General features: G+C 65.6%; 20 protein-coding genes. 2 read left to right on the top strand and 18 right to left on the bottom strand.

The features are described 5' to 3' along the window. Window positions 1–2: 2 nt before the first annotated feature. Genes I6F24_RS22195 through yajC form a run of 6 tightly spaced genes read right to left on the bottom strand, consistent with a single transcriptional unit; the run spans window position 3 to window position 5,638 of the window. The gene (locus I6F24_RS22195; protein ID WP_036028215.1) at window positions 3–1,244 is read right to left on the bottom strand and encodes a threonine ammonia-lyase; all 1,242 of its coding nucleotides are present in this window, start codon (window positions 1,242–1,244) and stop codon (window positions 3–5) included. A 45-nt stretch (window positions 1,245–1,289) separates the two neighbouring features. Beyond that, entirely contained in the window at window positions 1,290–2,147 is an 858-nt protein-coding gene (locus I6F24_RS22200) for a phytoene/squalene synthase family protein (protein ID WP_225125281.1), read from the bottom strand. Next, window positions 2,144–2,527, bottom strand: coding sequence for an Mth938-like domain-containing protein (locus tag I6F24_RS22205; RefSeq protein WP_225151707.1), 384 nt, complete (start codon window positions 2,525–2,527; stop codon window positions 2,144–2,146). The genes I6F24_RS22200 and I6F24_RS22205 overlap by 4 nt, the downstream gene beginning before the upstream one ends. A gap of 60 nt (window positions 2,528–2,587) precedes the next feature. Next, window positions 2,588–3,607 carry a protein translocase subunit SecF gene (secF, locus tag I6F24_RS22210; RefSeq protein ID WP_036012746.1) on the bottom strand — a complete coding sequence of 340 codons (1,020 nt, stop codon included), beginning with the start codon at window positions 3,605–3,607 and terminating at the stop codon, window positions 2,588–2,590. A gap of 10 nt (window positions 3,608–3,617) precedes the next feature. Next, window positions 3,618–5,222: a protein translocase subunit SecD gene (gene secD / locus I6F24_RS22215; RefSeq protein WP_036012748.1), complete on the bottom strand. Its 1,605-nt coding sequence runs from the start codon at window positions 5,220–5,222 to the stop codon at window positions 3,618–3,620. A 47-nt stretch (window positions 5,223–5,269) separates the two neighbouring features. Then, entirely contained in the window at window positions 5,270–5,638 is a 369-nt protein-coding gene (gene yajC, locus I6F24_RS22220) for a preprotein translocase subunit YajC (RefSeq protein WP_036012751.1), read from the bottom strand. Between the two features lie 182 nt (window positions 5,639–5,820). On the opposite strand from yajC, the gene I6F24_RS22225 reads away from it, so the two are divergent. Continuing rightward, the gene (locus I6F24_RS22225; protein ID WP_036028226.1) at window positions 5,821–6,801 is read left to right on the top strand and encodes an ATP-binding protein; all 981 of its coding nucleotides are present in this window, start codon (window positions 5,821–5,823) and stop codon (window positions 6,799–6,801) included. 176 nt (window positions 6,802–6,977) lie between these two features. Here I6F24_RS22225 and I6F24_RS22230 read toward each other — a convergent pair whose 3' ends face one another. Together I6F24_RS22230 and I6F24_RS22235 are read right to left on the bottom strand one after the other, a co-directional pair. Continuing rightward, the gene (locus tag I6F24_RS22230) at window positions 6,978–8,363 is read right to left on the bottom strand and encodes a LysM peptidoglycan-binding domain-containing M23 family metallopeptidase (protein WP_036028228.1); all 1,386 of its coding nucleotides are present in this window, start codon (window positions 8,361–8,363) and stop codon (window positions 6,978–6,980) included. Window positions 8,364–8,471: 108 nt separating this feature from the next. Further along, window positions 8,472–9,122 (bottom strand): protein-L-isoaspartate(D-aspartate) O-methyltransferase, encoded by a 651-nt coding sequence (locus I6F24_RS22235; protein WP_085969151.1) that lies wholly within the window; start codon window positions 9,120–9,122, stop codon window positions 8,472–8,474. A 229-nt stretch (window positions 9,123–9,351) separates the two neighbouring features. On the opposite strand from I6F24_RS22235, the gene I6F24_RS22240 reads away from it, so the two are divergent. Continuing rightward, entirely contained in the window at window positions 9,352–9,723 is a 372-nt protein-coding gene (locus tag I6F24_RS22240) for a response regulator (RefSeq protein ID WP_036012769.1), read from the top strand. 3 nt (window positions 9,724–9,726) lie between these two features. Here I6F24_RS22240 and surE read toward each other — a convergent pair whose 3' ends face one another. The 10 genes from surE to I6F24_RS22290 all read right to left on the bottom strand — a co-directional run bounded on the left by surE (window position 9,727) and on the right by I6F24_RS22290 (window position 18,666). Continuing rightward, window positions 9,727–10,494 (bottom strand): 5'/3'-nucleotidase SurE, encoded by a 768-nt coding sequence (gene surE, locus I6F24_RS22245; RefSeq protein ID WP_036012754.1) that lies wholly within the window; start codon window positions 10,492–10,494, stop codon window positions 9,727–9,729. A gap of 108 nt (window positions 10,495–10,602) precedes the next feature. Beyond that, on the bottom strand, window positions 10,603–10,965 hold the full coding sequence (locus I6F24_RS22250; RefSeq protein ID WP_036028229.1) for a hypothetical protein: 363 nt from the start codon (window positions 10,963–10,965) through the stop codon (window positions 10,603–10,605). A gap of 119 nt (window positions 10,966–11,084) precedes the next feature. Continuing rightward, window positions 11,085–12,416 carry a serine--tRNA ligase gene (gene serS / locus I6F24_RS22255; protein ID WP_036028231.1) on the bottom strand — a complete coding sequence of 444 codons (1,332 nt, stop codon included), beginning with the start codon at window positions 12,414–12,416 and terminating at the stop codon, window positions 11,085–11,087. Between the two features lie 218 nt (window positions 12,417–12,634). After that, window positions 12,635–13,447, bottom strand: coding sequence for a twin-arginine translocase subunit TatC (gene tatC / locus I6F24_RS22260; protein ID WP_036012758.1), 813 nt, complete (start codon window positions 13,445–13,447; stop codon window positions 12,635–12,637). Continuing rightward, entirely contained in the window at window positions 13,444–13,938 is a 495-nt protein-coding gene (tatB, locus tag I6F24_RS22265) for a Sec-independent protein translocase protein TatB (protein WP_036028235.1), read from the bottom strand. The genes tatC and tatB overlap by 4 nt, the downstream gene beginning before the upstream one ends. A gap of 90 nt (window positions 13,939–14,028) precedes the next feature. Then, window positions 14,029–14,262 (bottom strand): twin-arginine translocase TatA/TatE family subunit, encoded by a 234-nt coding sequence (locus tag I6F24_RS22270; RefSeq protein ID WP_036012762.1) that lies wholly within the window; start codon window positions 14,260–14,262, stop codon window positions 14,029–14,031. Between the two features lie 165 nt (window positions 14,263–14,427). Then, the gene (gene scpB, locus I6F24_RS22275; RefSeq protein ID WP_036028237.1) at window positions 14,428–15,183 is read right to left on the bottom strand and encodes an SMC-Scp complex subunit ScpB; all 756 of its coding nucleotides are present in this window, start codon (window positions 15,181–15,183) and stop codon (window positions 14,428–14,430) included. Window positions 15,184–15,204: 21 nt separating this feature from the next. Beyond that, window positions 15,205–16,044, bottom strand: a complete 840-nt coding sequence (locus I6F24_RS22280) for a ScpA family protein (RefSeq protein ID WP_036012765.1) — start codon at window positions 16,042–16,044, stop codon at window positions 15,205–15,207. Next, window positions 16,041–17,069 (bottom strand): beta-N-acetylhexosaminidase, encoded by a 1,029-nt coding sequence (nagZ, locus tag I6F24_RS22285; protein WP_036028239.1) that lies wholly within the window; start codon window positions 17,067–17,069, stop codon window positions 16,041–16,043. The genes I6F24_RS22280 and nagZ overlap by 4 nt, the downstream gene beginning before the upstream one ends. Before the next feature lie 46 nt (window positions 17,070–17,115). Continuing rightward, window positions 17,116–18,666: an SPOR domain-containing protein gene (locus I6F24_RS22290; protein WP_074448025.1), complete on the bottom strand. Its 1,551-nt coding sequence runs from the start codon at window positions 18,664–18,666 to the stop codon at window positions 17,116–17,118. Window positions 18,667–18,765 lie beyond the last annotated feature (99 nt).

Raw genomic sequence — 18,765 nt, forward strand, 5'->3', positions numbered from 1 at the left:
GCTCAGGTGCAGCGCGCGCTCAGTCCGGATGCGCTGAGCCTGGCCATCACCTCGTTGAGATGGGCGGCATCGCGGGTCTCGATGACAAGCTGCAGCAGCGTCGCCTTGGCCGGCAGGTCGGAGAAGGTCCGCTGGTGTGAGACCTCGATGATATTCGCACCCGCTTCGGCCAGCAGTGCCGCTACCGCGGCGAGCTGCCCCGGCCTGTCGGGGATATCGAGCGACAATTGCGTCAGCCGCCCCTCGCGCGCGAGCTCGCGGGTGAGCACGGAGGCGATCAGCCGCGTGTCGATATTGCCTCCGCTCAGCACGAGGCCGACCTTCTCGCCGGCAAAGCGGGACGGATCGGACATCAGCGCGGCGAGGCCGGCGGCGCCGGCGCCCTCGACGACGGTCTTCTCGATCGAGATCAGGGTCGCGACTGCGCGCTCAAGCTCGGCTTCGTTGACGAGCGCAATATCGTCGACGAGGCGCCGAACGATTTCGGTGGTGATCTTGCCCGGTGATTTCACCGCGATGCCCTCGGCGAGCGTATCGCCGCGCGCCGGCAGATTGCCGTCGTGAATGGCGTTGTACATCGAGGGATAGAGCCAGGCCTCGACGCCCAGTATCCTGAGCGACGGCTTGATCGACTTCGCGGCAATGGCAATCCCGCTGATCAAACCGCCGCCGCCGATCGGGACGACCAGCGTGTCGAGCTCCGGGACCGCCTTCAGCATTTCCAGCCCGATCGTGCCCTGCCCGGCGATGACGAGCGGATCGTCGTAAGGATGGACGAAGACCATGCCGTGCGCTTCACCGTGGCTGCGCGCAAAGGCGGCCGCCTCCTCCAGCGTCGCGCCCGTGACCACCACCTCGGCGCCGTGATGCCGGGTGTTCTCGATCTTCACCATGGGCGTGCCGATCGGCATCACGATGGTGGCGGGAATGCCGAGCCGCTTGGCGTGGTAGGCAACGCCTTGCGCGTGGTTGCCCGCGGACATCGCGATCACGCCCCGCGCGCGCTCCTCCGCCGTCAGCGCGGTAAGCCGGTTGAGCGCGCCGCGCTCCTTGAACGAGGAGGTGAACTGCAGGTTCTCGAATTTGAGCCAGATGTCGCAGCCGCAGATGCTGCTCAGCGTCCGGCTGTGGCTACAGGGCGTCTCGACAACGGCGCCTTGGAGGGTCTTGGCGGCGGCGCGAATGTCTTCAGGGGCGACCGGAAGGCCGCTGAGATCGAACGAGCTTTGGGACATGTCAGCCATAGGACAGCATAGAGCATTTGGGCGGGCCAGGCGATAAGCCGGCGTCTATTTGGTAAATTCACGCGATCGCGAGGCGCGCCACAGCGTCCAGAGCGTGCGCAACCGCGAGGTCGGCTGCAACCTAAACGGATTGCGTCCCGGGCGCGACAGGCGCTCGAGATCGGCCTGCGCCTGGCGCAGCGGCAGAAACGCCGGCCGCAACGGCGGCGCCAGCTGCGCCAGCAGCGATGAAGCCGCGGTCATATGCTGCCGGGCTTCACCCGCCAGTTGCTCAAGCACCGCATGGAGATTGGGTGTTTCCTTGCCGGCGAAGACATCCTCCATGCTGCAATCGTGCTGCTCCAGCACCTGCTGCGGCACGAACAATTGCCGGTGCGCGGCATCGCGCGGCAGATTGGCGATGACCTGCACGATACCCTGCGCCAGCCCGGCATGGCGGGCGACATGCTCGGCCGCCTCCGAAGGCGGTCCCAAGACCTGCGCTGCCAGGGCGAACAGCGCCGATGAGGTCGCCGCGAGGTAACCTTCCAGCGCGGCCATCGTCGGCATCGGGTCGTTGTAGAGATCGAACTGATGCTCCTCGGCAAGCAGCGACAGCGGCTCGACCGGCAGGTCGAAATCGCGGATCGCGCGAAGCAGCTCGGCCGCCACCGGATTGCCCTCGGCGCTGCCATGGACGTGGCCCGACAGCATGTCGGTCCACCATTGCAGGCGGATCTCGCCGGGCAGGGGCTGGCTCACCTGGTCGCGGACGCGAACGATCTCGACGTTGAAGGCATAGATCGCCAGTAACGCGCGGCGCTCGGCGGCCGGCGCGAACAGGGTCGCGGCGTAGCGGGGAAAGTCGTGGCTGCGCACGAGATCGGCGCAGAACGCGGCGGAGTCGGATGGCGGGTTGCTCATGGCACGGCGATCAGCGCGGCGGCAACCCGCCGCCGTTCGCCGATCATGATGTTGTAGGTACGCACGGCCGGGCCGGTCTGCATCGTGTCCAGCACCACCCTCACCGCCTTGAGCGCCTGACGCAGCTCCGGCGGCGGGAGCCACAGCCCCGTTCCAGTGCCGACCAGGAGCGTGTCGATGCTGTTGGCCGCCGTGAACACCCGATCCAGCGAGTAGCGGTCGATCTTCGCGGGGTCGGTCACGTCCCAAGCCCAGATCGCGTCGGGCAGACAGAGCAGCGAGCCCCGATGCGACATGCCGGCAAAGGCGAAGCCGCCCTCGCCATAGGCATCGATCGGCGCCGAGCGCGGAAAATGCGGAGCGTTGGGATCGCCGGCCATGAGCTTCGTCCGAATGGGCTTACTGCCCTCGCAAACGCCTGCAAGGGCATGAGGTTCGGATCATGCCTTGCTTTTCTTCGCCGGCGTCGCCGTATCGGGCGCGTCTTCGCGGTGCTCGCCGACGCCGAGATAGATCAGGATCGGTGCTGCAATGAAGATCGAGGTGTAGGTGCCGACCAGCACCACGCCGAACATCATCACCGCGGTGAAGCTGTGGATGGCATGGCCGCCGAACAAGAGCAGCGCGAGCAGCGCGAGCGTCACCGTGACGTGGGTGATGATCGAGCGCGACAGCGTCGAGTTGATGGATTCATTGAGCAGCTGCGGCATCGGCATCTTCTTGTAGCGACGCAGCATTTCCCGGATGCGGTCGTAGATGACGACGGTATCGTTGAGCGAATAGCCGAGAATGGTCAGCAACGCCGCGATGCTGGTCAGGTCGAAATCGACCTGGCTGATCGACATGAAGCCGATCGTCAGCACGATGTCGTGCACGTTGGCGATCATGGCGCCCAGCGCGAACTGCCATTCGAACCGGAACCAGAGATAAATCAGGATCCCAACGATCGCGAGCATCAGGCCAAGCATGCCGTAGGCCAGGAGCTCGCCCGCGACGCGCGGACCCAGCACCTCGGTGCGCTGAATGTCGACACTGTCGCCAAGCGCGCCACGAAGCTTCTGCAGGGCTGCCTGCTGGGCCGCGTCGCCACCCGGCTGCTCCGCAACGCGGATCAGGACGTTCTCCGGACCGCCGAACTGCTGCAGCTGGACCTCGCCGAGGCCCAGGCCGTCGAGCGAGGTACGCATTGCCGCGATGTCGGCGGTGCCGGACTTCGCCTTCACCTCCAGCAGCGTGCCGCCCTTGAAGTCGATACCGAGGTTCAGGCCATGGGTGAAGAACAGCACGATCGCGACGATCGACAGCGCCGCCGAGATCGGAAAGCTGATGCGACGGAAGCGCGTGAAGTCGAAATGCGTATCGTCGGGGACGATGCGCAGCGACGGCAGCAGGCCGAGGGCCGAGACCACGGTGAGGATGGCAATGAGGACGCCGAGCCCGATGAGAACGGTGTGAGTCACGATCAGGCTCCTAGATCGGCACGCTCTGCGGCCGCTTCCACCGCACCCACCAGGCGACGATCAGCCGGGTCAGGGTGAAGGCGGTGAACACCGTGGTGATGATGCCGATGCCGAGCGTCACGGCAAAGCCGCGCACCGGACCGGTGCCGATGTAGAACAGCACCGCGGCAGCAATGAAGGTGGTGATGTTGGAATCGAGGATGGTGGCGAGCGCCCGCTTGAATCCGGCGTCGATCGCCGAGATCGCATTGCGGCCGCCGCGCAATTCCTCGCGGATGCGTTCGTAGATCAGCACGTTGGAGTCGACCGCGATGCCGACGGTGAGCACGATGCCGGCGATGCCGGGCAGCGTCAGCGTGGCGTTGAGCAGCGACAATAAGCCGAAGATCATGGCGACGTTGATGGCCACCGCGATGTTGGCGAACACGCCGAACAGCCGGTAGGTCAGCAGCATGAAGATGATGACGAGGATCGAGCCGACATAGGCCGCGAGCTGGCCCTTCTCGATCGAGTCCTGGCCGAGTCCTGGACCCACGGTGCGCTCCTCGACCACCGTGAGCGGTGCCGGCAATGCGCCGGCGCGCAGGAGAATCGCGAGATCGTTGGCCGATTGCACCGTGAAATTGCCGGAGATCTGGCCCTGGCCGCCGGTGATGGGCTCACGGATGACGGGCGCCGAGATCACCTTGTTGTCCAGCACGATCGCGAACGGCAGTCCCACGTTCTCCTGCGTGGCCTGCGAGAATTTGCGCGCGCCCGAGGTGTTGAACTTGAAGCTGACGACCGGCTCACCCGTGCGCTGGTCGAAGGTCGCCTGCGCATCGGTCAGGTCGCCGCCGGCGACCAGCACCTGCTTCTTGACCACATAGGGCGTCGGCGGAGGCGAGGCGCTCATCAGCAGTTCGGATTCCGGCGGCACCCTGCCCGCTTGCGCCTGATCCGGCGGCACGGAGGTGTCGACCATGCGGAATTCCATCTTCGCGGTCCTGCCCAGCAGTTCCTTCAGGCGGGTCGGGTCCTGAAGACCGGGGACCTGCACCAGGATGCGGTCGTTGCCCTGGCGCTGGATGACGGGCTCGACGGTGCCGAGCTCGTTGACGCGGCGTTCGACGATCTGGATCGACTGCTCGATGGTCTTGCGCAGGCGATCGAGCACCGCAGCCTGCGGGACGCTCAGGCGGATCACCCCGCCGCCGGCATCAGTCACCTCGAGGTCGCGCTGACCGCTGGATCCCATCAGGCCGCCCAGCGGCTGGGACAGCTCGCGCAACTTGGCAAGCGCCGGCTGCGCATCGGTCTCCTTGGTGATGCGAACCTCGACGGCATCGTTGCGCACGGTGACGCCGCCGGTGAATCCGATCTTGGCGTCGCGCAGGGTCCGGCGAACGTCGTCGCGGACCTGGTCGAGCCGCTCCTTCTTCACATAGGCAGCGTCGACCTCGAGCAGCAGATAGGAGCCGCCCTGGAGGTCGAGGCCGAGCACGATGCGGCGCTGCGCCCAGGCGGGCCAGCTCTTGACTTGCGCCTCGGGGAAGAAGTTGGGGACCGCGCAGAGGCACACGATCAGCGCCGTCAGGATAATCCCCAGCGCCTTCCACCGCGTGAAATACAACATCGACTGGACCTGTCAGATCAGGAGACTTGAGACTCGCGGTGAAGCTCTCACTTCGCCGCGGTGTCGTCCTTGGCGCTCTCTTTTGCGCTTTCCTTGGCCGGCTCGCCCTTGGCGCGCACGCCCGAGATCATCTGGCGCATCTGCCGCACGCGCACGCCGTCGGAAATCTCGAACTCGATCTGGTCGTCGTCGACCACCTTGGTTACCTTGCCGACGAGGCCTCCCGAGGTCACGATGGTGTCGCCGCGGCGGATATTCTTCACGAGCTCGGCGTGGTCGCGGACCTTCTTCTGCTGCGGGCGCAGAATCAGGAAGTACATGATCACGAAGATCAGGGCGAACGGCAGCAGCGACATCAACATGCTGTTGGTGTCGCCAGCGGCCGCGGCCTGGGCATACGCAGGGGTAATCAGCATTCGGACGATCCTCGTGAAAACGGGGGAAAGCCGGTCAGGCCCTCAAAGGCGACCGGTTCGGTCAAATTCGCGCGGACTATAGCGGCCATTGCCCCAATTGCAACGCTGCCAGACTGCCCTTTTGGGCCACCTTGCGGCGGCCCGTCAGGCCCGATAAGGCTGCGTTCTCAGGAACTTCGGACATGCCCAAAAACCATAGCAAAAGCCCGGCCGGCAAAGGCCCCCGCACCCCTGCCAACAAGCCCACCCGCCTCGCGGCAAAACGCCCCACGGCGGCGGTCACCAAGGCAGGCCCGGACCTCCCGCAGGAGCGCATCGTCCGCGCCCTGGAGACCATTGCGGCGCACCTCTCCGCGCAGGGCAAGCCGGCGGTCGAGGCCGAGTCGTTCAAGCGGGCGGACGCCTATGTCTGGCATCCCGACGGACGCCTCTCGGCGGTGCCGCGCGTGAGCCGCGTCGAGCTGTTCCTGCTCAAGGGCGTCGACCGGATGCGCGACATCCTGATGGAGAACACCGAGCGTTTCGCCAACGGCCTGCCCGCCAACAACGCCCTGCTCTGGGGCGCACGCGGCATGGGCAAGTCGTCGCTGGTGAAGGCGGCGCATGCCAGCATCAACGCGGAGCGCAAACCGGCCGACAAGCTCAAGCTGATCGAGATCCACCGTGAGGACATTGAGAGCCTGCCGGCCCTGATGGAGCAGCTGCGGGCCTCCTCCTTCCGTTTCATCGTGTTCTGCGACGACCTCTCCTTCGACGGCAATGATGCCTCCTACAAGTCGCTCAAGGCGGTCCTCGAAGGCGGCATCGAGGGCCGGCCCGAGAACGTCATCCTCTACGCCACCTCCAACCGGCGCCATCTGCTGGCGCGCGAGATGATCGAGAACGAGCGCTCGACCGCGATCAATCCGGGCGAAGCGGTGGAGGAGAAGGTCTCGCTGTCGGATCGCTTCGGCCTCTGGCTCGGCTTCCACCGCTGCAGCCAGGACGAATATCTCGCCATGGTGCGCGGCTATTGCAGCCATTTCGGGATCAGGGTCGACGACGAGACGCTCGAGCGCGAGGCGCTGGAATGGTCGACGACGCGCGGCTCGCGCTCGGGCCGCGTCGCCTGGCAGTTCGTGCAGGAGCTGGCGGGACGGCTGGGTGTGAAGCTGACGGCGTAGTAGCGCGAGCTGTTACCCCGAATTCAACTGTCATCGCCCGCCTTGTGCGCACTTGCGCACTGGAGCGGGCGATGCAGTATTCCAGAGACGGTTGTTGTCAATCGAGAGGCCGCGGCGTACTGGGTCACCCGGTCGAGCCGGGCGACGACACCGTTCGTGCGGAGGCTACGTAAGTCTCACGCCCCGTTGAGGAATTGAAGCGGGTCAACCGGGCTCGATCCCTTGCGGATCTCGAAGTGGAGCTGCGGCGACGCCACCTCCCCGGATTGACCCGACTTGGCAATGACCTGGCCGCGCTTGATGGTATCGCCGCGCTTCACCAACAGCTCACTCGCATGGGCATATGCGGTGACGTATCCGTTGGAGTGCCGAACCAGAACCAGATTGCCGTAACCCTTCAGCTCGTTGCCGGAATAGGCGACGACGCCATCTTCGGCCGCCTTGACCGGCGTCCCCTCGGGCACCGCCAGATTGATGCCGTCATTGGACTTGCCATTGGTCTTGGCACCGTAGCTCGTGACCACCTTGCCGCGGACGGGCCAGCGGAAGGTCGGCAGCGCGCCGGTGGCCTCCGCAGCCTTCGCCGGCGTCTCGGCAGCCTTCTCTTCCACATTGCTCGTGGCCTGGGCGAGCCGCGCGCTCTGCACGGGCGCGGCGGCAGTGGCCATCTTGGTCGCGGGTGCCGGAGCTGCCGCAACAGGCTGGAGCGTTCCGGCCACCGGTGCAGCCGCGACCGGAGCCGCAGCAACCGGCGCCGCGACGGCGGCGGTCTTGGCGCCGGGCACGGTCAGCTTGGTGCCGAGCTTCAGCTTTGCCGACGGATCGATGCCGTTGGCACGGGCGAGCTCTGCCGCCGAGATGCGGTTCTTGCGCGCGATGCTGGCGAGCGTGTCGCCGCGGTTGACGAAGTGCGTGCTCGGCGGTGCCGCGACGGCAGCAACCGGCTTCGCCGCAGGCGCTGCGGCGACTGGAGCTGTCGCTGGCGCCGGCGCCGCTGCCGTTGCCGGCGACGGAATGATCAGTTGCTGGCCGGGCGAGAGCGCCCGCGGACCCTTGTAGCCGTTGGCGGCAAGGATCGCCTGCGGCGTGACGCGATAGCGCTTGGCGAGCACGTCGAGCGTGTCGCTGGTGCCGACGATGATCTTGGTCCCGCCGGCCGGCTGGGCTGCCGCGACCGACCGCGGCGGGACAGTGGCCGTGGTCTCCAGATGCGGTTGCGCCGGAGGCGCATATGAGCTGACGCCGCGTCCGCCGCCGGACACCCCGCCCCCGGAGGCAACGGGATAGGACTGCGGGGCAGATACCGCGGGCGGAGGCAAAGCCTGCGACTGGTAATAACCGGGCTGCGTCTGCGGCCGCGCATATTGCGGCAACTCACGCTGCGGCGGCGGCGGCTGCTGCACCGAACCGGTCTGCTCGGAGGCGAAAGGATTGGAGAAGTTGGTCTGGGACAGCCGCGACGACATGTCGGCGCTGCACCCTGCAAAGCTGAAGGAGATCAGCGCCAGCACCGCGACCTGCGGCACGCGGCGCGAGTAAAGCAACTCGGCGACAGCGGACATGGTTACTCACTCGTACGCAACAGAACTGGTGTTTTAAGTAAACACGCGGCGAGTAAATAACGGCTTAACCCTCACAATAAGATGTTGGCGGCACTGCCGATCCGGATTCTACAGCTCCCGCGCCACCCCGGGCAGTGCCGGCACGAAGCGGACCTCGACGAGTTCCTTGCGCTCGATTCCGGTTTCGCTGCGGGCCAGCCGGGTCAGCGTCTGCACGCCCTGATGCGGGCCGACCGGGGCAATCAGGATGCCCCCGACCTCAAGCCGCTCGACCAGGTTCTCCGGTATCTGCTCCATCGCCGCGGTGACGATGATGCGATCGAACGGGCCGATGTTGGGAGGCAGATTGAGACCGTCACCGAGCATCACCTCGACATTGTGACAATCGAGCTTCTCAAGCCGGGCGCGTGCCGTGTCGGCGAGCTTACGATAGCGCTCGACGGTCAGGACCTGGCCGGCGAGCCGCGATAGCACGGCGGCCTGGTAGCCGGAGCCGGTGCCGATTTCGAGCACCCGGTGCTGCTTCTGGAGCTGGAGCTGCTCGGTCATGTAGGCGACGACGAAGGGCTGGCTGATGGTCTGCCCGCAGGCGATCGGCAGCGCGCTGTCACGATAGGCGCCCTCGCGATCGGCCTCGTCGACGAAAAGCTCGCGCGGCACCTCTTCCATGGTCCGCAGCACGGCCTGATCGCTGATGCCCCGACGCCTCAGCGTGAGCTGAAACATCATCTTTTCCGGCGGGTGCTGGTGGGACGTCATTGCTGCTATCGCTCGTCTCGTCTGGCGGATCGCCGTACTGCACCGCAAGAACCCGAGACGAGAATCTTGTTCCGGCTCAGGAACTCATGATATCCTTTCGGCACAGCATTTGACCACAACAAGGCCTTCAAAGCGCTAAGCCATTTGCGAGGTTTGCGTTCGCCGAAACGCGCATTGCGTCGCCTATCGTTATCTGCGAACGTTTACGAGAATGGGCAAGGACTCAACCATGACTGCGACAGGGCTTTCGGGCCGCTCTGTTTTCCTCGTCGAGGACGAGGTCATGATCAGAATGATGGTCGCAGACATGCTGGAGGAGCTTGGCTACAAGGTTGCCGCCGAAGCGGGCGACATCAATGAGGCCATGCGGCTTGCGCAATCCACCGAGTTCGATCTCGCCATTCTCGACGTCAACGTCAACGGCAAGGTCATCTCGCCGGTCGCCGATGTCATCATGGCCAAGGGCTGCCCGTTCATCTTCGCCACCGGCTACGGCTCCTCCGGCCTGCCCGAGCAATATCGCGACCGGCCGGCGCTCCAGAAGCCGTTTCAGCTCGACGCGCTCGGCAAGACCATCGAGGCTGCGCTTCGCGGCGGCTAACCTTTATTTCAGGGTGAGGCCAAGCTGCTCCGAAAACGCCTCGTCGGTGCGGTCGAGCCTGAGCGGGGTGACCGAGACGTAGCGCTCGCGCAGCGCCGCGAGATCGGTGCCGTCGGCGGGCGTGTCGAGCATCGCGGTCCGCTCGAAGCCGATCCAGAAATAAGGATTACCGCGGCCGTCCCGGCGCTCGTCGATCCTGAGGAAGCCGAGATTGCGCTTGCCTTGCCGCGTGACGCGGATGCCAAGCACATCCTCCGGCGCGCAGGATGGGAAGTTGATGTTGATGACGGTGTCCTTCGGAACGCCGGCGGCGATCACCTTGCGCAGGATATCGGGCCCGAATTTGCGGGCCGTGTCCCACGGCGGCCGTTCGCGGGTCTCGACGCTGAACTCCTGCGACAATGCGAATGACGGCAACCCCAGGATGGTGCCTTCCAATGCGCCGGCAATGGTGCCGGAATAGACCACGTCCTCGGCGACGTTGCGGCCCTTATTGACGCCGGACAGCACGAGATCGGGCAGCTTGGCTCCCAGGATATGGCGCGCTCCCATGATGACGCAGTCGGTCGGCGTGCCGCGCACGGCGAAGTGCCGTGGGCCGACCTCGCGCAGACGCAAGGGATCGTTCAGCGACAGCGAGTGCGACACGCCGGACTGGTCGAGCTCGGGCGCCACCACCCAGACATCATCGGTCAAAGCGCGCGCAATCTCCTCCACGACCTTGAGGCCGGGAGCGTGGATGCCGTCGTCATTGGTGCAGAGAATGCGCATGCGGAAGGTTCGATTCCTGAAAGCGGGTCTGAGCCGTCTTATCCGGCCAGCGCCGATCAGGCAAACCGGACGATTGCGGTCCGGCGGCTGGTTCCCTGGCTGGTCCCGCTAGCGGCGAACGCGCCATTGCGGCAGGAAGCGCGCAAGCCGGCCTTCTGCACGCAGTTGCATCGCCGGCACGACCGGGTTCACGACGGAAGCCTCGATGACGCCGAGCGCCTTCAGCTGCGCGACGAACGGATCGGACGTCGGCTCCTGCGGAAAGCGTTCGCGTGCCACGCTCAGCGCCTTGTCGAAATCCGCGGCATTGACCCCGGGCTTGGCCCGCCGGCTCTGCACGAGATCATCGTCCCAGAGCCGCGCGATCCCGATGTCGAGAACGCCGCGCAGGCGCTGATCGATGGCCTGGATCCCGGCCCCCGTCACCGCCCATTGTCTTCCGACCCAGAAGATGTCGCAGTGCAAGGCCATGAACGGAGGGTTCGCGTGGACGGGCCGGCAGGATAGCCGGCCGCCCGATCTTCGCAACGCGATTCTCGTCATGCCGCGTTTTCGGACGCGAACCGGTGCCCACTTCGCGGGAAAGCGCTTTAGTCGCGCGCGATCACCTTCAGCCCGCCCATATAGGGCTGGAGCACGTCCGGGACCGCGATCGAGCCGTCCTCCTGCTGATAGGTTTCCATCACGGCGATCAGCGCGCGGCCGACTGCGGTGCCGGAGCCGTTCAGCGTGTGCACGAAGCGCGGCTTGCCGTCGGGCCCGCGCGAGCGCGCATCCATGCGCCGTGCCTGGAAGTCGCCGCAGACCGAGCAGCTCGAGATCTCGCGGAACGCCCCGCCCTCGCCCTGCCCGGGCATCCAGACCTCGATGTCATAGGTTTTTTGCGCCGAGAAGCCCATATCTCCTGCGCAGAGCGTCATCACACGGTAATGCAGGTCGAGCTTCTGCAGCACCTGCTCGGCGCAGGACAGCATCCGCTCCAGCTCGTCCTTGCTCACTTCCGGCGTCGTGATCGAGACCAGTTCGACCTTGGTGAACTGGTGCTGGCGGATCATGCCGCGAGTGTCGCGCCCCGCCGCACCCGCCTCGGCGCGGAAGCATGGCGTCAGCGCGGTCAGCCGCATCGGCAATTGCTTCTCATCGAGGATGGATTCGCGGGCGAGATTGGTGAGCGACACTTCGGCGGTGGGGATCAGACCGAGGCGCTCGGTCTTCAGCCGCTCATGGTCCGGCGAGGCGAGCAGCTCGCCCTTGATCGCCCAGAACTGATCGTCCTCGAATTTCGGCAATTGCCCGGTGCCGAACATCACCTCGTTGCGCACCAGGAGCGGCGGATTGATCTCGGTGTAGCCGTGCTCGGTGGTGTGCAGATCGAGCATGAACTGGCCGATGGCACGCTCGAGCCGCGCCAGCCCCTTCTTCAGCACGACGAAACGCGCGCCGGAGAGTTTTGCCGCCGCTTCGAAATCCATGTAGCCGAGCGCGGTGCCGAGATCGTCATGCAGCTTCGGCGCAAAGCCATAGTTGCGCTTGTTGCCGAACACGTGATGCTGCACGTTGCCGTGCTCGTCGAGACCGTCGGGCACGTCCTCGAACGGAATGTTCGGGATCGCGGCCAGCTCTTTGGTCAGCTCATCGTCAGCGGCTTTTGCCGCCGCTTCGAGTTCGGGCATCGTGGTCTTGAGCTCGGCGACCTCGGCCATCAGCTTCGACGCACGCGGCTCGTCCTTGGCCTTCTTGGCATCGCCGATTTCCTTCGAAGCTGCATTGCGCCGCGCCTGCGCCTGCTCGGAGGCGAGGATCGCCGCACGCCGCTTCTCGTCGATCGCGAGCAGCGAGACCGACATCGGCTTCAAACCGCGCCGTGCGAGGCCGGCGTCGAAGGCTTGCGGATTGTCGCGGATCGCTTTGATGTCGTGCATGGCTGTGGTCCTGGATCAGCGCGTAAATAGTCAACGTTTATGCCGACAACTTACATTGGCGCGCTTTCCCCTAGCATTCTGTCATCGCCCGTGAAAGCGGGCGATCCAGTATTCCAGAGACGTCAGTGTTTCCCCGAGGGGCCGCGGCGTACTGGATTCCCCGCTCCAGTGCGCAATTGCGCACAAGGCGAGGAATGACACCGGTGGGCTTGGTCGCCCTACTCCGCCGGATTGGCCGGCGTCGACACGTCAGTGCCGGTGGCAGCCTGTGCGGCGGCCGCTTTCCTCTCCACCATCGCCACCGCGAGGATCGAGCCCTCGTAGAGCGCCATCAGCGGAAACGCGAGGGAGCACTGGCTGAGCACGTCGGGCGGCGTCAGCACGGCTGCGATCACGAAGGCCATGACGATGAAGTAGCGGCGCTTCTCGCGCAACATCGTCGAGCTGACGATGCCGATCCGCCCGAGCAGCGTCAGGATCACCGGCAGCTGGAAGGCGATGCCGAAGGCGAAGATCAGCGACATCATCAGCGACAGATATTCGCCGACCTTGGGCAGCAGCTGGATCTGCGCGGTCTCGTCGCCGCCGGTCTGCTGCATGCCGAGCGAGAAGCGCACCAGCATCGGCAGCACGACGAAATAGACCAGCGCCGCGCCGAGGACGAAGAAGAACGGCGTCGCGACCAGATACGGCAGGAACGCCTGCTTCTCGTGCTTGTAGAGCCCGGGCGCGACGAACTTGTAGATCTGCGTCGCCACGATCGGGAACGAGATGAAGCCGGCGCCGAACAGCGCGAGCTTGAGCTGGGTGATGAAATATTCGAGCAGCGCCGTGTAGATGAATTTCGAGTTCTCCGGCCCCGCAATCCACACGAACGGCCAGACAAGCACGTTGTAGATCTGCTTGGCGAAGAAGAAGCAGAAGATGAAGGCCAGGCCAAAGCCGAGCAGCGCCTTGATCAGCCGCGAGCGCAGCTCGATCAAATGGTCCATCAGCGGGGCTTTGCTGGCCTCGATATCGGCGTCGGTCATGACGCTTTGGCGTCCTTGATCGCTTCGGATGGCGCGGTGTCCTGCGCAACCTCTGCCTGTTCGACCTCACGGGTGATCGCGAGCGGCTCGTTCGCGGCCGCATGCGCTTCGGCTTCCATGAAGGTCGACGGCGTCGGGGTCTCCGGTGTCGTGGGCGTGACGGGCGGATCGATGGCAGTAGCGGCCGGCGTCTCGGCCGGCTTGTCCAGCGCATCGATGCGAAGCGCGTCGCTCACGTCCTTCTGGAGCGAGCTCATCGGATTGAAACCCGTGGCGGCTTCCTTGACCTCGTCGAAGCTTTTCTTGAGGTCGGCCATCTCGGCCTCACGCATCGCCTCCTGGAACTGGCCCTGGAATTCGGCCGCCATCTTGCGCGCCTTGCCCATCCACTGCCCGACCGTGCGCAGCACGCCCGGCAGCTCTTTCGGGCCGATGGCGATCAGGGCCACGACCCCGATGAGGACCAGTTCACTCCACCCGATGTCGAACATGAGGTCTTCCGTTCACGCGAAGCCGGAGCCGGCCCAATCCCTTGCGCGCAGGATCGGGCCGCTACCCGCGTCTCGCGTGCTTCTTCCGGCTCAGACGGCCTTGCTGCCGACGTCGGACCGTGTCGCGGTCGGCGCAGCATTGTGCTCGATCGACTTCGCCGGCTCGGGCTTCTCGGCAGCCTTGTCGTCGTCCTGCATGCCCTTCTTGAACGCCTTGATGCCCTGAGCCACGTCGCCCATCAGATCCGAAATCTTGCCGCGGCCGAACAGCAGCAGGACCACTGCGATCACCAAGATCCAGTGCCAAATGCTGAGTGAACCCATCCTGCAACCCTCCAAACGCGCATGGCCGGGGACCCGGCCGATCTCACCGAAACCTAGGCTTGGCAGACCTCAAAAACAAGGACCAAGGCAGCGCCAATTCGCTGTCGGCGCTACGCAATCTTGCTAGTGTTAACTGGTCGCAGGGGCCCGTATTTCGCCGGTACGTCAGTCCTCGGCGCCGCCTTCGCCGCCACCCTCATTGCCGCCTTCTGGCGGGCTCTCAGGCTCGACCGCAGGCGCAAGGGCGAGATCGAGGTCATCGCCCGGTTCCAGCGGATCCTCGTCCTCCCGCAGGGCCGGATCATCCGACGGCGTCGGCACGCTGAACCCGGTGGGCAGACGCGAATCCAACAGTCCCGTCCCCTTCAGCTCTTCCAGGCCCGGCAGGTCGCCGAGCTGTTCCAGGGTGAACTGCGACAGGAACTCCTCGGTGGTTCCGAAGGTTAAGGGCCGGCCCGGTGTCTTGCGCCGGCCGCGCGGCTTGATCCAGCCGGTCTCCAGCAGCACGTCGAGCGTGCCCTTCGACGTGACGACGCCGCGGATCTCCTCGATCTCGGCCCGCGTCACCGGCTGGTGATAGGCGATGATCGCGAGCACCTCGATTGCGGCCCGCGACAGGCGGCGGGTCTCGGTGCTCTCCCGCGTCATCAGCCAGGCCAGATCGCCCGCGGTGCGGAACGTCCATTTATTGGCGACGCGAACGAGATTGACGCCGCGCGAGGCATAATCGGCCTGCAACTGCTCGAGCGCAGCCTTGACGTCGACGCCCTCGGGCATGCGCTTGGCCAGCGTCGCGGTGTCCAGCGGTTCATTCGAGGCGAACAGCAGCGCCTCCAGCAGCCGCAACTCCTCGGGACGCGCCTGGGATTCGTTCTCCATCGGCTCGGCCTCTTCTACCCGCACTTCAGCCAGGCTTGCCATGGCAGATTCTCCTTCTTGCACTTAAGCGACCGGCGCATCAGGCGCAGGAGCTGCGTCCGGGACCGGTTTTGGGCGCCCCTTCCGGAAATAGATCGGCGCAAACGCTTCCTTCTGATTCAGCTCGAGCTGACCTTCGCGCACCAGTTCGAGCGCGGCGGCAAAGCTCGAGGCGAACACCGTCGCGCGCTGCGTCGGGTCGGCGACATGCCGGATCAGGAAGTCGTCGAGAACACCCCAATCGTCCTGCTCGGTGATGCTGCCGACCAGCCGCTCCAGCGTGGCGCGTGCTTCGGCGAGCGACCACACCGTGCGCTTGGCCAGATGCACGCTCGCCAGCACGCGCGACTGGCGTTGCGCGGCATAGGCGGTGAGCAAATCATAGAGCGTGGCCGTGTATTTCGGGTGCTTGATCTCGGCGATGTGCTCGGGCTCGCCACGCGCGAAGATGTCGCGCTGCAATTGTGGCCTGTTCATCAGCCGGTTGGCGGCTTCGCGAATGGCTTCCAGGCGGCGCAGCCGGTTGGCGAGCGCCGTCGCCATCTGCTCGGCGCTCGGGCCTTCCGCGCTCGGCGGCTCCGGCAGCAGCAGGCGCGACTTCAGGAAGGCAAGCCATGCGGCCATCACCAGATAGTCCGCGGCGAGCTCCAGCCGGATCTTTCGCGCGGCTTCGATGAAATGGAGGTACTGGTCGGCGAGCGCGAGAATCGAAATCTTGGCGAGATCGACCTTCTGCTGCCGCGCCAGCGCAAGCAACAAATCGAGCGGGCCCTCATAGCCCTCGACGTCCACCACCAACGCCGGCTCACCCTCGGCGAGCTCTGCGGGCCGCCCGGTTTCGAACGATAGGATTTCTGCAGTCATGCCGATGCCGTGTTTGCCCGTGCGATCAATGCATCCAGTTCGGCGCGTGCGGCCACGCGGTCGAACGGCTGCGGCGGCTTGCGTGCGGCGAGCGCGGCGTTCGCCCGCTCCAGCGCCCCACCGGCCAGTTCAGGTGTCTCGCCGGCGACGTCGCGCATCTCCTCGATGTTGCCGTTGCAATGCAGGGCCACGTCGCAGCCGGCCGCGAAGATCGCGCGAGTCCGCTCGGCGATATTTCCCGACAGCGCGTTCATTGACACGTCATCACTCATTAACAAACCCTGGAACCCGATTGCGCCGCGAATCACGTCAGCAATCATTGTCGCAGATGTCGTCGCCGGATGGGCGGGGTCGAAGGCGCTAAACACAACATGTGCAGTCATCGCCATCGGCAGATCAGCCAGCGGTTTGAATGCGGCGAAATCGGTCCGCTCCAGCTCGTCCCGGGGCGTGTCGACGGTCGGCAGCTTGAAATGGGTGTCGGCGGTGGCGCGGCCATGCCCGGGAATATGCTTGAGCACCGGCAGCACGCCGCCCTGCTCCAGGCCCTCGGTGACTGCACGGGCGATCGCCGCGACCTTGCCCGGCTCCGTGCCGTAGGCCCGGTTACCAATGACCGCATCGGCGCCCGGCACCGGCACGTCGGCCAGCGGCAGGCAATCCACGGTGATGCCGAGATCGGCGAGATCGGCTGCGATCAGGCGGGCACTGAGGCGCGCCGCAGTGAGCCCGAGGGCCGAATCAGTGTCGTACAAATTCGCGAATACGGCCCCCGGCGGATAAACCGGCCAGTGTGGCGGCCCCAGCCGCTGCACCCGTCCCCCCTCCTGGTCGATCAGGACCGGCGCGTCGGGGGCCTTCGCGACCGAACGCAATTCTGCAACCAACGCAGCAACTTGTGCTGGTGTTGCGACATTACGCTTGAACAGGATGAAGCCCCATGGGCGTTCGGCACGGATAAACTCCCGCTCGGCGGCGGTCAGTTCCGTTCCGGATACGCCGGTAATGAAGGCCCGCGTGCTCATAACGGCCGATTAACTCTGCCCCGCGAGGGGGTCAAGGAAACGACCGTTAATTCCTCTGGACGAAGCAGGCAGACAGGCCTGCGGACTTCAGATTGTTGCAGGCTTGCGTCGCTTCCTCGGCCGAACCATAGGGGCCGGCGAAGGCGCGGTAGACGACTCCCTTGCCCTTGTCGGTGAGGTCGACACGCTTGATGACGGGCGAACGGGAGCCGAGCACGCTGCCGTATTTGCTCTGAAGCACCCGGTAGGATGCGGCGGCGCTATCCTCGCTCTGCTGCGAGGAGACTTGCACGATGTAGCCGCCACCGCTGCTGGTGGGCGCGATCTGCGTCGGGTTGGTCGCAGCTATCCGCTGCGGCGGCTCGGCCGACGGGGACGATTGCGGCGCCAGCGACATCGGCTGGTTGGCGCTGGCATTGGCCGAGGTCGGCGGATTGCGCGGCGCGGCGGGCGCAACCGGCGCGGCAACGGGCTTCGGCGCCGCGGGCGCCGGCTTGGCGGCGGCCGATTGCGGCACGGCGCTATCGGTCTGATCGCCCTTCACCGCAACGGTCCTGATCGCGCGCGGCGAATTGTTCGGCAGCGTGCCGTTGCTCGGGCTCGGACCCGCGCTCGGCGGCGGCACGGTGGATGGTGACACGCTCGCCACCGAGGGCGGATTCGCATTCTGGTTCAGCGGCGGGAACACCACGCGCGGCCCGCCCGCCTTGGCGTTGACGTCGACGGGCGCCTCCTCGCGCGGCACGATCTTTTCAGTGCCGTCACCGCTGACCATGCGATCCGGCACCTTGGCCGCGGAGTCCGTCGGCGCCGGCACGATCTTGGTCGGGGTGTTGTCGGCCTTGATGATCGGCGGCTCGCCGCTGCGAGGCGAGCCGATATAGGTCTTGTAGGCGAATGCAGCACCGGTGCCGAGCACGGCAAGCGCCAGGATCGCCGCGACCGTCATCATGCCGCCGCGCTGCTTCTTCGGCTCCTCGACCTCGTCCTCCGGATAGTCGCTCTGGTCGGCGTAAGGGTCGTCGGGATAGGCCGGCTCGCGCTGATAGTCCTGCTCGCCTGTCTCCAGCCGACCATAGAGCGCATCGTCGTAGCGCGACGGATCGGGCTGCGCATACGGCTCCTGATAGGATTGCTCCTGGTAGGCCTGACCATGCTGCTGATAGGCCTGCTCCTGATGAGCCTGATCTTGATGAGCCTGATCTTGATAGGTGTCCTGATAGGCCTGGGGCTGATAAACGACAGGCTCGGGCGCGGCAGACTTGGCGGCGTAGCGATGCAGCGGGTGGACCGGGCTTACGGTGACCGGATAGTCAGGCTCCGGCGCGGGTGCCGGCTGCGGTTGCACGTTGGCACGCCGCATCCATGAGGGCGGCGACGGTGCCTGCTCCGCGTAGTCCTGCTGATCATCGAGCTGGCGGTAATCGTGGTCCTGATAGCTCTGGACCGGCGGACGCGACTGCGCTGCAAACGGATCGGTCTGCCCGATCAGACGGGCGAGCTCGGCCAACGGATCGCTATCCGCCTTCCCATGCTGGTCGCCGCCGCGACCATAGTCATCGGAAGGAAACGGTCTGTCCTGATATCGTTCGGCCATCGTGATGATGCGTCCCTTCGGGAAAGCCGCGCGCCCCTCGACCAAGGCACGGCTTTCAACCCACAAGGCTTTCAACCAAGTCTAAGCGATCCGGCTTCT

Source organism: Bradyrhizobium sp. BRP23 (assembly GCF_020194135.1).
GTDB lineage: Bacteria > Pseudomonadota > Alphaproteobacteria > Rhizobiales > Xanthobacteraceae > Bradyrhizobium > Bradyrhizobium yuanmingense.

Coding starts and splice junctions, on each gene's coding strand:
- I6F24_RS22195 (WP_036028215.1), bottom strand. CDS start 1,244: ATGGCTGACATGTCCCAAAGCTCGTTCGATCTCAGCGGCCTTCCGGTC.
- I6F24_RS22200 (WP_225125281.1), bottom strand. CDS start 2,147: ATGAGCAACCCGCCATCCGACTCCGCCGCGTTCTGCGCCGATCTCGTG.
- I6F24_RS22205 (WP_225151707.1), bottom strand. CDS start 2,527: ATGGCCGGCGATCCCAACGCTCCGCATTTTCCGCGCTCGGCGCCGATC.
- secD (WP_036012748.1), bottom strand. CDS start 5,222: ATGTTGTATTTCACGCGGTGGAAGGCGCTGGGGATTATCCTGACGGCG.
- yajC (WP_036012751.1), bottom strand. CDS start 5,638: ATGCTGATTACCCCTGCGTATGCCCAGGCCGCGGCCGCTGGCGACACC.
- I6F24_RS22225 (WP_036028226.1), top strand. CDS start 5,821: ATGCCCAAAAACCATAGCAAAAGCCCGGCCGGCAAAGGCCCCCGCACC.
- I6F24_RS22230 (WP_036028228.1), bottom strand. CDS start 8,363: ATGTCCGCTGTCGCCGAGTTGCTTTACTCGCGCCGCGTGCCGCAGGTC.
- I6F24_RS22235 (WP_085969151.1), bottom strand. CDS start 9,122: ATGACGTCCCACCAGCACCCGCCGGAAAAGATGATGTTTCAGCTCACG.
- I6F24_RS22240 (WP_036012769.1), top strand. CDS start 9,352: ATGACTGCGACAGGGCTTTCGGGCCGCTCTGTTTTCCTCGTCGAGGAC.
- surE (WP_036012754.1), bottom strand. CDS start 10,494: ATGCGCATTCTCTGCACCAATGACGACGGCATCCACGCTCCCGGCCTC.
- I6F24_RS22250 (WP_036028229.1), bottom strand. CDS start 10,965: ATGGCCTTGCACTGCGACATCTTCTGGGTCGGAAGACAATGGGCGGTG.
- serS (WP_036028231.1), bottom strand. CDS start 12,416: ATGCACGACATCAAAGCGATCCGCGACAATCCGCAAGCCTTCGACGCC.
- tatC (WP_036012758.1), bottom strand. CDS start 13,447: ATGACCGACGCCGATATCGAGGCCAGCAAAGCCCCGCTGATGGACCAT.
- tatB (WP_036028235.1), bottom strand. CDS start 13,938: ATGTTCGACATCGGGTGGAGTGAACTGGTCCTCATCGGGGTCGTGGCC.
- I6F24_RS22270 (WP_036012762.1), bottom strand. CDS start 14,262: ATGGGTTCACTCAGCATTTGGCACTGGATCTTGGTGATCGCAGTGGTC.
- scpB (WP_036028237.1), bottom strand. CDS start 15,183: ATGGCAAGCCTGGCTGAAGTGCGGGTAGAAGAGGCCGAGCCGATGGAG.
- I6F24_RS22280 (WP_036012765.1), bottom strand. CDS start 16,044: ATGACTGCAGAAATCCTATCGTTCGAAACCGGGCGGCCCGCAGAGCTC.
- nagZ (WP_036028239.1), bottom strand. CDS start 17,069: ATGAGCACGCGGGCCTTCATTACCGGCGTATCCGGAACGGAACTGACC.
- I6F24_RS22290 (WP_074448025.1), bottom strand. CDS start 18,666: ATGGCCGAACGATATCAGGACAGACCGTTTCCTTCCGATGACTATGGT.